A 14,254-nucleotide genomic window follows, 5' to 3' on the forward strand; every position below is an offset into this window, starting at 1 on the left:
CCGAGAGGTGCCGGGCCTGACGATCACTGTCGATGTCCACGCGTTGAAGCTTGTAGCAGAGATTTGACACTGTCGCGTTACAGCAGCGGCGCGAGATAGGCGCTCCAGGTCCGCACCGATTCGGAACTGCGCAACAGGTCATTGCGTACTTCGATCAGCACCGAATCCAGGCCGCGGCCGTCGCCGTGGACTGGAACCGTCATGTCACTCAACGGGCTGACCTTATAGGGCTGATTGCCGGCGGCCCGCAGCGAATGGCGCGCCAACCCGTCGACGATGCGCTGGGCATATTCCCGGGCTTCGCCAAACAATACCCCGGCCTCAAGGGCCCGCGGCTGGCCGTAGAACACCGGGGTGAAACTGTGGATGCCGACCACTCGCACGGTCCGCTTGTCGGCCAGGCGTTGGTCGATCAAGGCGCGCAATTGATCATGGAATGGATGGAAGAGGCACCGTTGGCGATACGCGCGCGTAGCGTCATCCAAGGACTGGTTGCCAGGAATCTGGTAGATCTCGCTTTGCGCCGGAATGCTGTCGGCGACGTGAAGCGGACGGTTCAGGTCGATCAACAACCTTGAATAGTTGGCCGACAGCAAGGTGGCGCCGAGGGTTTCGGACAGCCGCTCGGCCAGGGCCAGCGCACCGATGTCCCAGGCAATATGTTCCTGAGCGGCGGTTTCATCCAGGCCCAGGTCGTTCAGTGCATCAGGAATGTAGCGGCTGGCATGTTCGCAAACCAGCAACAATGGATGCTCGGAGTCTTCACGCAGCAACCGGAAAGCAGGCTTGGTATAGAGGCCCGATTCGGCACATTCAATGGATTCACGCATAGTGCTCACAAAGTTCGGCTGGTGACAGCGCCTGGGGCAAGGCGTCGGGCGGCGCCCGGCCATACAGGGCACATATGACCTTGTGTACCGAAAGCATCATAGCCAGGCACGGATCAGTGATCGGGTCTCTGAAGAGAGGCATCCGTGCTCCTTGCCGGGATGAGTGCTGGTTTCTTTTCTAGCGCCGAAAATAGTATTTGGGCAGCAGGTGTCGCGTGTCCAGAGGTTTTTACTTTCCGTTTAAAAAGCCTCAAGGCCTGTAGAGGCCTTGTAGGGCAAGGGTTTGGTTGGAACGCCAATGTATGTCAGCTATCGCTCCCGTCTGTGTCAGACATACCGCCTTTTTGTCCGGGTTATTTGATTTCATATAAGGTGTTGTACAAGAAAATACGGGGGGGTTGCTGTGTTGAGCCGTCCGACAGCCTGAGTATCCAATGTGCAAGCCACTCGCCTTACCCTGATCTGCCATGCCCGCACCGCCGCCCAGAAAGATGCACGTTTCGGCTTGGACGAACCGCTGGACGCCGGCTGGCTGGCGACGCGTGCCGAGATTGGCCATGAATACCGGAACGTCCCCCGCCTGCTCTGCGGGCCAGAGCTGCGCACCCGCCAGACCGCGGCGCTGTTGGGCGACGATCCGCAGGTGGTCCAGGCGTTGGCCGATTGTGATTTCGGGCGTTGGCGCGGGATGTCTGTCGATGAATTGCTCAAGACGGAGCCGGAATGCCTTCAAGCCTGGCGTGACGACCCGGACGCCGCGCCCCACGGCGGCGAGTCCGTCAGCGGGGTATGTCGCCGGGTCGGCGACTGGCTGACGACGCTGCAACACACTCCGGGCCACTGGCTGGCCGTTACCCATCCGTTCGTGATTCGCGCTGCCCTGCTGAACGTAATGGGTTGCCCGCTGGGCATGTTCCACCGGATCGACATCGAATCGCTTTCCGTCACTGAGTTGCGTTTCAACGGGGTGTGGCGATTTCGCACCCAGGGGCCTGGCCGGGAGCCGCAAGCATGAAGAGATTGTCGGTGATAGGCATCGGTGCCGGTGATCCCGATCACCTGACGATGCAAGCGGTGAAGGCCCTGAATCAGGTCGATGTGTTTTTCCTGATGGACAAAGGGCCCGGCAAGGATGCGCTGTTGGACCTGCGTCGCGACATCTGTCGCCGCTACATCACTGATCGAACCTACCGTTTTGTCGAAGCCGGCAGTCCCGAGCGCCAGCGCGAGGATCTGGACTACACGGCCAGTGTCGAGGCACTTAACCGGGCGAAGCAGGCAACGTTCGAAAGATTGATCAATGAGCAATTGTCTGACGGGCAGCGTGGCGGTTTCCTGGTGTGGGGCGACCCATCGCTGTACGACAGCACCCTGCGCATCCTGCAGGCGATCCTTGATTCGGGGCGCTGCGTCTTCGAGTTCGATGTCGTTCCGGGGATTACCAGCGTCCAGGCCCTCGCGGCGCGACACAAGGTGCCGTTGAACAGTATCGGCGGCTCGCTGGAGATCACCACGGGGCGCAGGCTGGCGGTGGGGCAGGTTGGCGATGCCGCGAGCACGGTGGTGATGCTTGATGCCGAGGATGCGTATCGCCAGGTCAGCGATCCTGATACGCAGATCTATTGGGGCGCCTACGTGGGAATGGCGGATGAATTGCTCATTGCCGGACGGCTGGGGGACGTGGCCGACGACATCGAACGCACCCGCAAGGCGGCGCGACAGGCGAATGGGTGGATCATGGATACGTATTTGTTGCGCAAACCCTGATGGTGCGGATCAACCCGTGGCGAGGGAGCTTGCTCCCGCTCGACTGCGAAGCAGGCGCAAGACATCAGCCATCTGTGCATCGGGGTTGCTGCGCAACCCAGCGGGAGCAAGCTCCCTCGCCACGGAGGACCTCGAAGACGTCGTCACCCTCGCCCAAACCGCTCCCGGTACACCGACGGCGCCAGCCCTACCACGTTGCGAAACGCTACCCGGAAACTTTCCACCGAACGATAGCCACACAGCTGGGCAATGTTATCGGTGTTGTCTTGCGTGCTTTCCAGCAATTCCCGCGCCCGTGCCAGGCGCTCATGTTGCAGCCAGGCCTTGGGCGACAGGCCGCAAGCCTGGGTGAAGCGACGCAGGAAGGTCCGTTCGCTCATGGCGGCGTGACTGGCCAGGTCGCGCACTCCCAGCGGCTCGTGGAGACGTTCCCGGGCCCATTGCATGACGCCGGACAAATCGCTGCGCGGCGTGCGACTGACCGGCGAGGGGATGAATTGCGCCTGGCCACCGGTGCGTTGGGTCGGCATGACCAGCCGGCGCGCCACGGCATTGGCGACCTGGGCGCCGAAATCCCGCGCCACCAAGTGCAGGCAGGCATCGATGCCGGCCGCGCTGCCAGCCGAGGTGATGATCTGGCCGGAGTCGACATAAAGTACATCGGGATCGACTTCGATGGTCGGGTAGCTGTCGGCGAGTTCGTCGGTGTAGCGCCAATGCGTGGTGGCGCCCAAGCCGTCAAGCAGCCCGGTGGCCGCCAGGACAAAAGCCCCCGAGCAGATCGACAACAGGCGAGCGCCACGGGCATGGGCTCGTCGCAAGGCCTGGAGCAGGGCATCGGAGGGCGGTTCGCTGCGACTGCGCCAGCCCGGCACGATAATGGTTCGCGCGCTGTCGAGCAGTTCCATGCCGCCATCGGCCAATACCTGGAAGCCGCCCATGGCGCGCATCGGGCCGTCGTCGACAGCGACGATGCGGTGTTCATACCAGGGAAAATCAAACTCGGGCCGTGCCAGCCCGAATATCTCGACGGCGACGCCGAATTCGAACGTGCACAGCCCGTCGTAGGCGAGAATCGCGACGAGGCCAGGGGTAGGCTGCATTTGGCGGAAAATTCCCACAGAGTGTCTTGTACGCCACTGTAGCGGTTGGCGGCGGGTGGATAAAGTCTCTCCAAGCCCTTATACGTCCTTGGAGTAAACCACGATGACCAGCCCTGTTCGCGAAGTGCCTGCCGCCCCGTCCGACATTGCCCTGCAACATTTCAGCCGGCGCCTGATGTTCGAAACCGATTGTTCCGACGTACGTGCCAGCCAGGACGCCGCTGAGATCGATTTTGTCCTCGTCGATGTGCGCGGGCCGCAGGCTTACGCACGCGGGCACGTGCCCGGGGCGATCAACCTGCCGACGCGCACGCTGACCACCGAGGCGCTTGCGGCCTATCCCCAGACCACCTTGTTCGTAGTCTATTGTGCGGGGCCGCATTGCAACGGCGCCAACAAGGCTGCGGTGCGCCTGGCGACCCTGGGGTACCCGGTCAAGGAAATGATCGGTGGCGTCATGGGTTGGCTCGACGAAGGTTTCCGCCTGACCGGTTCGGTGGAGCGCGTGGCGGAGCAGGCGGTCAGCTGCGATTGTTGAACGGTGCGTCCTCCTTGTGGTGAGGAAAACAGGCTCCCTCGCCACAAGGGCTGATTGCTTTCAATTTCGCAAATGCTCTGCATCTTTATAACTATTTGTCGCCTATACGCAATTCCGCTCCCGGGTGCCCCTCTAGACTCCTGCCCACTTCGGTTTTCGCTGACCGAACGCTGTTTCCGAATCTGCCCATAACGATCAAAAAAACCTGCGCACTCAGGAGCAAAAATGAAGAAGCTTGTCATGTTCGGTGCCCTGGCACTGTCCGTACTCTCCCTGTCGGCTGTGGCCGAAGACGCCAAGCCGATCCGTCTCGGGATCGAGGCCGGTTATCCGCCTTTTTCGATGAAGACGCCTGACGGCAAGCTGACCGGCTTCGATGTGGATATCGGCGACGCGCTGTGCGCGCAGATGAAGGTCAAGTGCACCTGGGTCGAGCAAGAGTTCGACGGGCTGATTCCGGCACTGAAGGTGAGGAAGATCGACGCGGTCCTGTCGTCGATGACCATCACTGATGACCGCAAGAAAAACGTCGACTTCACCATCAAGTACTACCACACCCCGGCGCGTTTCGTGATGAAGGAAGGTACGGACGTCAAGGACCCGCTGACCGAACTCAAGGGCAAGAAAGTCGGCGTGCTGCGCGCCAGTACCCATGACCGCTTCGCGACCGAAGTGCTGGTGCCGGCGGGAATCAACCTGGTGCGCTACAGCTCCCAGCAGGAAGCCAACCTGGACATGGTCGCCGGTCGCCTCGACGCGATGCTGGCCGACTCGGTCAACCTCGACGAAGGTTTCCTGAAAACCGCCGCTGGCAAAGGCTTTGCCTTCGTCGGGCCGACCTATGAAGACGCCAAGTATTTTGGCGGCGGCGCCGGCATCGCGGTGCGCAAGGGTGACAAGGCCCTGGCGGACCAATTCAACGCCGCCATCAGCGAAATCCGCGCCAATGGCACCTACAAGAAAGTGCAGGACAAATACTTCGCTTTTGACGTCTATGGGCATTAATCGCTGAAGGAAACAGGTGGCCCGCCGCTGACCCGGCCGGCCACCTTTTTCATGGGCGATTGTTTTACCCTGAGCCTGTCGAGAACCGATATCTGGAGTGCCAATGCAACGCATCGACCATACCCTGCCGTGGAGCCACCTGGGCACGGAGCGCCGGCTCAGCGTGTTTCGTTTCGGCCATGGCCCGCGCAAGGCCTACATCCAGGCCAGCCTGCACGCCGATGAACTGCCGGGCATGCGCACGGCATGGGAACTGAAACAACGGCTCAGCGACCTTGAGTCCCGGGGCCTGCTCAAAGGCGTGATCGAACTGGTGCCGGTGGCCAATCCCATCGGCCTGGACCAGCATCTGCAGAGTGCCCACATGGGGCGTTTCGAGCTGGGCAGCGGGAAAAATTTCAACCGTTCCTTCGTCGAACTCAGCGCCCCGGTGGCGCAGCGCATCGGGGCTCGTCTGGGCGACGATCCGGCTGCCAACGTCACCTTGATCCGGCAAACCATGGCCGAGGTGCTCGACGAACTACCCGCGCCACCTTCGCAACTCGAAGCCATGCATCGGCTGTTGCTTCGCCATGCCTGCGACGCCGACATCACGCTCGACCTGCACTGCGATTTCGAGGCCACGATCCACTTGTACGCGTTGCCGCAACAATGGCCGCAGTGGCGCTCGCTGGCCGCGCGGCTGAGGGCCGGTGTGGCGTTGTTGTGCGAAGATTCCGGCGGCAGCTCGTTCGATGAGTCCTGTTCCACGCCCTGGTTGCGCCTGGCGAGGATCTTTCCGCAAGCGGCCATTCCGGCGGCCAACCTGGCGACGACGCTGGAATTGGGCAGCATGGGCGACACCCGGGTGGAGCAGGCCCGGGCGAATTGCGAGGCCATCCTCGGATTTCTCGCCGAACAGGGACTCATCGGCGGTGACTGGCCGGCCGCGCCGGCGCAATGCTGCGAGGGTTTTCCGTTCGAAGGCACCGAATACCTGTTTGCCCCGCACCATGGCGTGGTGAGCTTCCTGCGCGAAGCTGGCGAGTGGGTGGAGCGGGGCGGTGCTTTGTTCGAGGTGGTCGATCCGTTGAACGACCGAGTGACCACGGTCCGCGCCGGCACCAGCGGCGTATTGTTCGCCCTGGATCGCGGGCGCTATACCCAGCCGGGCATCTGGCAGGCGAAAGTCGCCGGGCGTGAGCCGATTCGGGCGGGGAAATTGATCAACGACTGATAAGTGCTGTCTACCTCACCGCACGGTCGTCACCGTGCGGTTATCCAATGCTGGAGGAAGACCGATGTTCAAAGCGTTCGCCCTGTTTCTGCTGCTGGTGTCTGCCGGAGCGCAGGCCCAACCGTCGCTGCATACCGACTTGCCACTCAACTACCTGGCCCGCGCCGATGAACAGGCCAGGAACCGGCCGCTGGTGATTTTCCTGCACGGTTCGGGCAGCAACGAAGAAGACCTGCTGACGCTCGCCGACGAACTGCCCAAGCACTACAACTACCTTTCGGTGCGGGCACCCAAGTCGATGGAGCCGGGGCGCTACCAATGGTTTGCCAGGAAAGGCGAGGGCGCCTATGAAGGTGACACGTCAGACCTGAAGGCCAGCGGCCAGATGCTCCTGGAATTCATCGAGAAGGCTCGGGCCAAATACCCGACCGATGCGAGCAACGTCTATCTGGTGGGTTTCAGTCAAGGCGCGATGATGAGCTACGAGGTAGCCCTGAGACACCCCGAAGCCGTTGGCGGCATTGCCGCGATGGGCGGGCGAGTTCTTTCGGTGTTGCGCGCCGAACTGACGCCCGATGAATCGCGCCGGGCGCTGGCGGTGTTCATAGGCCACGGCACGGTGGACCCGATCATTCCCTACCACGACGGCACCGACGCTGACACGTTCCTCAAGACCCTGGCCCTGGAACCGGAATTCCACGCGTATCCGGGGCTTGGTCACAATATCAGCGCGCAGGAGGTGAAGGACCTGCGGGCCTGGCTGGAGCGGCTCAACCCTTGATCCAGCCGGATCCCTGTGGGAGCGAGCCTGCTCGCGAATGCAGCAATGGGGTCCACCAGGCACACCGCACAGGCCCGTCACTTCCCGCTGGCGATCTGCTTGACCAATGCCTCATGACCGGCCTGGTCGCTCGCCCTGGAGATGATCTGCACCACGGCCATGCGCGTGCCGGAAGCCCCTATCAGGGTAGTGTCCAACGTGGGCCCGCCACCTTGGGTGGCCCGGGTGTCGAGCTGGCGCAGGCCGAGGCCGGTGGCTTTCAGGGTCAGGCTTTTTTCCCCGAGGATCTTGGCATCCGGCAGGGCCTTGGTCTTCTGGACGGCGAAATCGGCGAAGGCCGTATCCAGGAAGGCTGCGTCGTTATCGTTTACATTTGCCCCGTCAACCAGGGTGTTCTCCGCCGTGATCACCACCGTTTTGCGGGTGGCATTGCTGTACATCGTACCGCTCGCCCCGGCGGTTCCCTGCGCCACGTCCCCTGCTGACAAGGGCGTCGCCGTGAAGCCCTGGAGGGTGAAGCTGAACTTGCCGCCCAGCATCGAAACCTTCTGGGCCGGTGCTTGCGCCACGGGTTTCTTGGGCTGGGCGGCAAGGGCCGGGAATGCGACCAGGCTGGTGATCGCTGCCAGTAGCAGGGCGGCGGCTGGTTTACTCAGCAATGACATTAAAACGCTCCATGGGCTGGTTGGCTTGAAACTGGAACACGAGTCGTCCTTGTCGGTCATGGGTTCGATACGTTAACACCGACGGCACTGAAGCGCCGCGCCAGCGCCTGACGTTCGAAGTGCTCGGTAATGAAGTCGACAAAGACCCGGGTCTTGGCGGGCATCAGCGTACGACTCGGGTAATAGAGCGAGATCGCGCCAAGGTCGACATACCATTGCGGCAGCAGCCGCACCAGCTCGCCGCGCTCCAGCCAGGGCAAGACATCCGGCACCGTCAACAGCGCAACGCCCAGGCCGAGCAAGGCAGATTCACGCATCGCGACCGGATCGTTGAAGGTGATCGACTCCGGCAACGACACCGCGCACTCGAGCCCGGCGCTGTTGCGCATCATCGGTTGGCGCACACGGCCGGTCAGGCTGGAGCGCAGGACGATGTTAGCGTGATCGGCCAATTGCTCCGGATGCTGGGGCTGGGCACGACCGGCCAGGTACTGCGGGCTGGCGACGGCAATCAGGTGGGCTGGCGCCAAGGTCCGGGACACCACGCCGGGGGTCAATTCGAAACCGCCTCCAATCGCCGCGTCGAAACCCTCGGCAATCAAGTCGACCCGACGATTTTCGAAATGCCATTCCGGCCGGATCAGGGGATATCGACCGAGGAAAGCAGGCATTAACGGCAAGACGTGAGCCATGCCGAAGCTGGGGGAGAGGCTGACCCGCAACACGCCGGCCGGCTCGCCACGTTCGGCGCTCACCGCGCCAATCGCAACCTGCAGGGCTTGAAGGTTGCCGCCGATGCTGGCGAGGAAATGTTCGCCGGTTTCGGTCAGGGAAAGCTTGCGGGTCGAACGCTGGAACAGGCGCACACCCAGGTTTCGCTCCAGCATCGCCACGTTGCGGCTGACGGCGGCGGGCGTCAGCGCCAGCAGCCTGGCGGCAGCGGAAAAACTGCCGGTCTCGGCACTGCGCACGAAACATTCGAGGTTGGCGAGGGTTTCCATTTGATGGGACCTGATAGTAATGCTTGAAGATAATTCAAGTCATTACCGACTAATCAGGGCGCAATGGCAAGCGCAATATGCACCTCAACGGCGGACATCACCGCACGGTTTTTCCAACCATTGAGGACATCACATGAACACCATCGGCATTATCGGCGCTGGCGCCATCGGCAGCGCATTCGCCCGGGCCCTGGCTCGCCAAGACATCAATGCGGTCATTTCCAACAGTCGCGGGCCGGAAAGCCTGACCGAGCTGGTCGCCGAACTGGGCCCGACCGTACGTGCCGGCACCGTGCAGGAAGCTGCCGCGCAACCCATGGTGCTGGTGGCCGTCAACTGGCAGAAGTTGCCGCAAGCCCTGGCAGGTTTGCCGGATTTCGCCGGGCGGATCGTGATTGACGCCAACAATGCCATCAAGGTGCCGGAGTTCCAGGCGATCGATCTGCACGGGCGGACCTCCACCGAGGTGTTCAGCGAGTGGGTGCCCGGCGCGCGGGTGGTCAAGGCATTCAACCACATGCTGGCGAAATTGCTCGAGGCTGATCCGGCGGCCGAGGGTGGCAAGCGTGTGCTGTTCCTGACCGGCGATGACCAACAGGCGCGTGTGGAAGTGGCCGGGTTGATCGAGCGGCTGGGATTCTTCGCCGTGGACCTCGGCCCGCTGAGCGCCGGAGCGCACCTGACGCAATTCCCCGGCGGCCCGTTGCCGGTGCTGAATCTGGTCAAGTTCGACTGAGCCACCCCGGGCGATCAAGGACGATCCCAGTAGGGCACTTCGCCGAAACACTCGAGGAAAAAATCGATCACCGTGCGCACTTTCACTGACAGGCGTCGGCTGCCGGGCCAGAGGATGGCGATTTGCTGGGGTTCGAGGCTGTTGGACGCTTCGTAATCGCCCAGGACCGGCACCAGCGTGCCGTTGCGCACGGCTTCGCCGATCAGCCATGACGGAAACATCACCAGGCCCAGGCCTTGTTCGGCGGCCTGGGTCAGGGTGTCGGCGTGGTTGCCGGTGATCGGCCCGCTCACGCTGTAGCGTATCCAGGCTTGACCCGGCTTGCGGAAAAACCAGCGCTGTTGCCCGGCTACGCCTTTGTAGGCCAGGCACTGATGGGCCGCCAGGTCTTCGGGTTCTTGTGGAACGCCGTGGCGGGCCAGGTAGGCGGGGCTCGCCGCGATCTGGAAACGGTGCGGCGCGATGATCCGCGCTTGCATACTGGAGTCATGCAACGAGCCGATGCGAAAGAGCAGATCGGCACCTTCCTGCAGCGGGTCGACGTAACTGTCGGTCTGCTGGATATCCAGCTGCAGCTTCGGGTAGCGCTCGCACAGTTGTCCCAGCCAGGGCGTCAGGTGGCGCTGTCCGAAGACTACCGGGGCGTTGATCCGCACGAGTCCGGCCGGTTCGCTGCGCTGTTCCTGCAAGGCTTGTTCGGCTTCCTCCAATTGCACCAGCAGCAAGCGTGCATGGTGCCCGAGCAGGCGGCCGGCTTCGGTGGGCGAAACGGCGCGGGTATGGCGATACAGCAACTGCTGGTTCAGCGCCTGCTCCATCAGTTGGATCTGCCGGGAAATCGAGGAAGGCGCCAGCCCCTCGCGCCGCGCGACTTCCGAGAAGCTGCCGAGATCGAGCACCGCGACGAACAATCGGAGTGCCTTGAAACCCAGTTCATCAAGACCGTGCATGGGAATCCGCTGTGCGTGTTACGCAAAAGAGTTGTCAGAATGCTCCCATTTATCGCACAACAGCGCCAGCCGATAATGCCCGTCGTTTCTTTTCAGGCAGGTTATCTCATGCAATCAACATCCACCCCCTCCGCCGCAGCGGTAGCGGATGCCGCGCCACCCCGGACTTTCCTGCGCTGGCTCCTGCTACCCCTGGTGATCCTGGCGGGCATGGGGCTATCGGTGGAGGCCGGGCTGCTCGGGCCGCTCGGTGTCCAGGTCGGTCATCTGTGGGCAACGTTGAGCATCTTTGGCGTTGGCGCGGCGCTGTTGTTCCTGCTGTTGCTGCTCAGCGGTCCGCAACGGGGCCCGGCCCTGAATGAATTGCCGCGCTGGCAATTGATCGGTGGCTTCCTGGGGCCGATCTACGTGGTGGTACTGACGCTCGCCACCCCGCACATCGGCATTGCCATGACCATGATCGCGATTCTCTCCGGACAGGTCGGCAAAAGCGTGCTGATCGACCATTTCGGCTGGTTCGGCGCGAGCCGCAAGCGTGTCAACCGCGAGCGCTGGCTGGCGTTGGCGTTGATTGTCGTGGCCCTTGTCCTGATTGCCCGAGGTTGACATGAGCGTGATCCTGTTATTGCTGGTGGTTGTCGCCGCCGGCGCGGTATTGAGCGTCCAGGCGGCCATCAACGGGCGTCTGGGCGAGACGGTCGGCGTACTGCGCAGCAGTCTGCTGACCTTTGCGGTCGGCACGGTGGTGACCGGTCTGTTGATCGTGTTTTTCGAGCCGGCCCATGCGGTAAGCCTGTTGGACGTGCCGAAATGGCAGCTCAGCGGCGCATTGTTTGGTGTGGTGTACATGATCGTGATGGTCGGCGCGGTGCCGAGAGTCGGCACAGCCGTGGCAACCGTCGCGGTCATCGTCGGGCAACTTGCCATGGGCATGCTGATCGACAACTTCGGCTGGCTGGGCAATCCGCCTGTCGAACTGTCCGCCAGCCGCTTGTTGGCCATGGCCTGTCTGGCACTGGCGCTGGTGTTCATGTATCGCAGCAGTACGCGGCGGAACTGAACGGCTCAGTCCGGTTCGACGTCCAGTTGCAGGCTGTCATCGGCCAGGCGCTCGGTACGTCGGACTATGCCGCTGATGCGCCGGCCTTCGACGCTGAACACCACGATCTGGGCTTTTGCCAGGTCTTCGGGCAGGGGTGGGCGTACATGCAGGGCGAACCATGGCGGCTCGCCGTCGTCGAGACGCTTGACATCGAACTGGCAGTCGACGCTTTTGGTTTCGCGTCCGAACAGCGTGTCGAGGCCGTAATCGAGGTGGGTGTCCACGCGTGGGTTCAAGTCCATCGGCAATCTCCCGGATGAAGGCTCGGCTAATGTTCAAGTGAGTCTGTTGGCAACGGAAAAATTCCGTCGGATGAGTGCCGACTGGTCGTGACCGGCAGTGAACGGCTGGCGTTGCTGCTAGAATCGGCCACCTTGACTTACGAGAGGTATGCCCATGAGCGAGCCGATTCGCCTGACCCAGTACAGCCACGGTGCCGGTTGCGGCTGCAAGATTTCGCCCCAGGTGCTGGAAGTGATCCTGGCCGGCAGCGGTGCGCAAAACCTTGATCCCAACCTGTGGGTCGGGAATGCTTCCCGGGACGATGCGGCGGTCTATGCCATCGACGAGGAGCGCGGCGTGGTCTCGACCACCGATTTCTTCATGCCGATCGTCGACGATCCGTTCGACTTCGGTCGCATCGCCGCGACCAATGCCATCAGTGATATCTATGCCATGGGCGGTGATCCGCTGATGGCAATTGCGATCCTCGGCTGGCCAGTCAACGTGCTGGCCCCGGAAATCGCGCGCGAGGTGATTCGCGGTGGCCGCTCGGTGTGCGACGAGGCAGGCATCCCCCTGGCGGGCGGGCACTCGATCGATGCGCCCGAGCCGATTTTCGGTCTGGCGGTGACGGGCCTTGTGCAAAAGCGCCACATGAAACGCAACGACACCGCCACCGCGGGCTGCCGGTTGTACCTGACCAAACCCCTGGGCATCGGCATCCTCACGACGGCGGAAAAGAAAGGCAAGCTGCGCGCCGCCGACGTGGGCCTGGCCCGAGACTGGATGTGCACGCTGAACAAGCCCGGCAGCCGTTTCGGCAAGCTTGATGGCGTGACGGCGATGACCGATGTCACCGGTTTCGGCTTGCTCGGGCACTTGGTAGAGATGGCCGATGGCAGCCAACTGACCGCGCGTATCCGCTACGACGCGGTGCCGCGCCTGCCAGGCGTCGAGTACTACCTCGATCAAGGCTGCGTACCAGGCGGCACATTGCGCAACTATGACAGCTACGCCAGCAAGGTCGGTCGCGTCCAGGAGCTGCACAAGCGAGTGCTGTGCGACCCGCAGACCAGTGGCGGCCTGCTGATTGCCGTCACACCCGAAGGGGAGAGCGAGTTCCTGCGGGTCGCCGTTGAACTGGGTCTGGCGCTGGAACCGATTGGTGAATTGGTCGAGCGACAGAGCCACGCGGTCGAGGTGTCTTGATGCCCAACGACATCACCGATTACCGCGATATTTTCCTCAATGATCGCCCGATGATGGACACTCGCGCGCCGGTGGAATTTCTCAAGGGCGCGTTTCCCGGCGTGGTCAACCTGCCGTTGATGACCGACATCGAGCGGCAACGCGTCGGGACCTGCTACAAGCAGCAGGGACAACAGGCCGCCATTGTCCTGGGGCATCAACTGGTCAGCGGCGAGACCAAGGCCCAACGCATCCAGGCCTGGGCCGAATTCGCCCAGGCCCATCCTGATGGCCTGCTGTACTGCTTTCGCGGTGGCTTGCGCTCACAGATCGTCCAGCAATGGCTCAAGGACGAGGCGGGCATCGAATATGCCCGAGTCGGCGGGGGCTACAAGGCGATGCGTACGTTCCTGTTGGGCACTATCGACCAGGCGGTCGCTCAGTGCGATCTGGTCCTGCTGGGCGGCATGACCGGCACCGGCAAGACCGAGGTGTTGGCGCAGCTCAATAACGGCCTGGACCTGGAAGGCTATGCCAATCATCGCGGTTCGAGCTTCGGCAAGCGGGCGACCGGGCAGCCTTCCAATATCGATTTCGAAAACCTGCTGGCGGTGGATGTGCTGAAAAAGCGTGCCGCCGGCATCGAGCAATTCGTGCTGGAGGATGAAAGCCGCATGGTCGGCAGCTGCGCCTTGCCGTTGCCGTTGTACCAGCGCATGCAACAGGTGCCGATGGTCTGGCTGGAAGATCGCCTGGAGCGGCGGGTCGAGCGGATCCTCCGCGACTACGTGATCAACCTCTGCGCCGAGTTTGTCGAGGTCCATGGCGACGAAGGGTTTTCGCTGTTTGGCGAACGGTTGCTGGCGAGCCTGGACAACATCCACAAACGCCTGGGTGGCGATCGCCATCGGCGATTGCTGGGCATCATGGAAGCCGCCCTGGCCGAACAGGCCGCCAGCGGCGCCGTCGACCTGCATCGCGCTTGGATCGAAGGCTTGCTGCGCGAGTACTACGACCCGATGTATGTATTCCAGCGGGAAAAGAAGGGCGGGCGCATAGAGTTTGTCGGGGAGCAGGCGGCGGTATTGGAATATCTGCGTGAACGCGCCGCTCGGGAAGGATAAAACTCAAGTCTTGGCACACAACCTGT

Annotated in this window: 17 protein-coding genes; 11 read left to right on the forward strand and 6 right to left on the reverse strand. The window is 62.5% G+C overall.

All coding sequences use genetic code 11. The features are described from left to right. Nucleotides 1-77: 77 nt before the first annotated feature. Nucleotides 78-830: an N-formylglutamate amidohydrolase gene (locus J3P84_RS10540; protein WP_434630007.1), complete on the reverse strand. Its 753-nt coding sequence runs from the start codon at nt 828-830 to the stop codon at nt 78-80. 436 nt (nt 831-1,266) lie between these two features. Here J3P84_RS10540 and J3P84_RS10545 point away from each other — a divergent pair, with 436 nt between their 5' ends. Both J3P84_RS10545 and cobF read left to right on the forward strand, forming a co-directional pair. Beyond that, entirely contained in the window at nt 1,267-1,845 is a 579-nt protein-coding gene (locus J3P84_RS10545; protein WP_434630009.1) for a histidine phosphatase family protein, read from the forward strand. After that, nucleotides 1,842-2,597 (forward strand): precorrin-6A synthase (deacetylating), encoded by a 756-nt coding sequence (gene cobF / locus J3P84_RS10550; protein WP_434630011.1) that lies wholly within the window; start codon nt 1,842-1,844, stop codon nt 2,595-2,597. The genes J3P84_RS10545 and cobF overlap by 4 nt, the downstream gene beginning before the upstream one ends. Before the next feature lie 143 nt (nt 2,598-2,740). Here the strand turns inward: cobF and ftrA are convergent, their stop codons facing one another. Then, on the reverse strand, nt 2,741-3,700 hold the full coding sequence (gene ftrA, locus J3P84_RS10555) for a transcriptional regulator FtrA (RefSeq protein ID WP_434630012.1): 960 nt from the start codon (nt 3,698-3,700) through the stop codon (nt 2,741-2,743). Between the two features lie 103 nt (nt 3,701-3,803). Between ftrA and J3P84_RS10560 the strand changes: the two genes are divergently transcribed. The 4 genes from J3P84_RS10560 to J3P84_RS10575 all read left to right on the forward strand — a co-directional run bounded on the left by J3P84_RS10560 (nt 3,804) and on the right by J3P84_RS10575 (nt 7,240). Then, the gene (locus J3P84_RS10560) at nt 3,804-4,238 is read left to right on the forward strand and encodes a rhodanese-like domain-containing protein (protein ID WP_434630014.1); all 435 of its coding nucleotides are present in this window, start codon (nt 3,804-3,806) and stop codon (nt 4,236-4,238) included. A 225-nt stretch (nt 4,239-4,463) separates the two neighbouring features. Further along, nucleotides 4,464-5,243 carry an ABC transporter substrate-binding protein gene (locus J3P84_RS10565; RefSeq protein WP_434601234.1) on the forward strand — a complete coding sequence of 260 codons (780 nt, stop codon included), beginning with the start codon at nt 4,464-4,466 and terminating at the stop codon, nt 5,241-5,243. 103 nt (nt 5,244-5,346) lie between these two features. Beyond that, nucleotides 5,347-6,459, forward strand: coding sequence for a succinylglutamate desuccinylase/aspartoacylase family protein (locus J3P84_RS10570; RefSeq protein ID WP_434630017.1), 1,113 nt, complete (start codon nt 5,347-5,349; stop codon nt 6,457-6,459). Between the two features lie 64 nt (nt 6,460-6,523). Further along, a complete protein-coding gene (locus J3P84_RS10575; RefSeq protein WP_434630019.1) occupies nt 6,524-7,240 on the forward strand; it encodes an alpha/beta hydrolase in 717 nt (238 codons plus the stop codon). Between the two features lie 77 nt (nt 7,241-7,317). Here the strand turns inward: J3P84_RS10575 and J3P84_RS10580 are convergent, their stop codons facing one another. Both J3P84_RS10580 and J3P84_RS10585 read right to left on the reverse strand, forming a co-directional pair. After that, nucleotides 7,318-7,905 (reverse strand): hypothetical protein, encoded by a 588-nt coding sequence (locus J3P84_RS10580; protein ID WP_434630021.1) that lies wholly within the window; start codon nt 7,903-7,905, stop codon nt 7,318-7,320. Between the two features lie 56 nt (nt 7,906-7,961). Then, on the reverse strand, nt 7,962-8,906 hold the full coding sequence (locus J3P84_RS10585) for a LysR substrate-binding domain-containing protein (protein ID WP_434630023.1): 945 nt from the start codon (nt 8,904-8,906) through the stop codon (nt 7,962-7,964). Between the two features lie 133 nt (nt 8,907-9,039). Here J3P84_RS10585 and J3P84_RS10590 point away from each other — a divergent pair, with 133 nt between their 5' ends. Next, on the forward strand, nt 9,040-9,642 hold the full coding sequence (locus J3P84_RS10590; RefSeq protein WP_434630025.1) for an NADPH-dependent F420 reductase: 603 nt from the start codon (nt 9,040-9,042) through the stop codon (nt 9,640-9,642). Nucleotides 9,643-9,656: 14 nt separating this feature from the next. On the opposite strand, the gene J3P84_RS10595 is transcribed toward J3P84_RS10590, so the two are convergent. Further along, nucleotides 9,657-10,592, reverse strand: coding sequence for a LysR family transcriptional regulator (locus tag J3P84_RS10595; RefSeq protein WP_434630027.1), 936 nt, complete (start codon nt 10,590-10,592; stop codon nt 9,657-9,659). A 108-nt stretch (nt 10,593-10,700) separates the two neighbouring features. Between J3P84_RS10595 and J3P84_RS10600 the strand changes: the two genes are divergently transcribed. Beyond that, nucleotides 10,701-11,198, forward strand: coding sequence for a DMT family transporter (locus J3P84_RS10600; RefSeq protein ID WP_434630029.1), 498 nt, complete (start codon nt 10,701-10,703; stop codon nt 11,196-11,198). A 1-nt stretch (nt 11,199) separates the two neighbouring features. Further along, complete coding sequence (locus tag J3P84_RS10605; RefSeq protein WP_434630031.1) at nt 11,200-11,652, forward strand: DMT family transporter; 453 nt, start codon at nt 11,200-11,202, stop codon at nt 11,650-11,652. A 5-nt stretch (nt 11,653-11,657) separates the two neighbouring features. Here J3P84_RS10605 and J3P84_RS10610 read toward each other — a convergent pair whose 3' ends face one another. Beyond that, nucleotides 11,658-11,936 carry a hypothetical protein gene (locus tag J3P84_RS10610; RefSeq protein WP_305500172.1) on the reverse strand — a complete coding sequence of 93 codons (279 nt, stop codon included), beginning with the start codon at nt 11,934-11,936 and terminating at the stop codon, nt 11,658-11,660. Nucleotides 11,937-12,090: 154 nt separating this feature from the next. Here J3P84_RS10610 and selD point away from each other — a divergent pair, with 154 nt between their 5' ends. Beyond that, nucleotides 12,091-13,125, forward strand: coding sequence for a selenide, water dikinase SelD (gene selD / locus J3P84_RS10615; protein WP_305500173.1), 1,035 nt, complete (start codon nt 12,091-12,093; stop codon nt 13,123-13,125). After that, nucleotides 13,125-14,228, forward strand: a complete 1,104-nt coding sequence (gene mnmH / locus J3P84_RS10620) for a tRNA 2-selenouridine(34) synthase MnmH (protein WP_434630034.1) — start codon at nt 13,125-13,127, stop codon at nt 14,226-14,228. Before selD ends, mnmH begins: the two co-directional genes overlap by 1 nt. Nucleotides 14,229-14,254 lie beyond the last annotated feature (26 nt).

It is taken from the genome of Pseudomonas sp. Z1-29, assembly GCF_051131995.1.
Taxonomy (GTDB): Bacteria; Pseudomonadota; Gammaproteobacteria; order Pseudomonadales; family Pseudomonadaceae; genus Aquipseudomonas.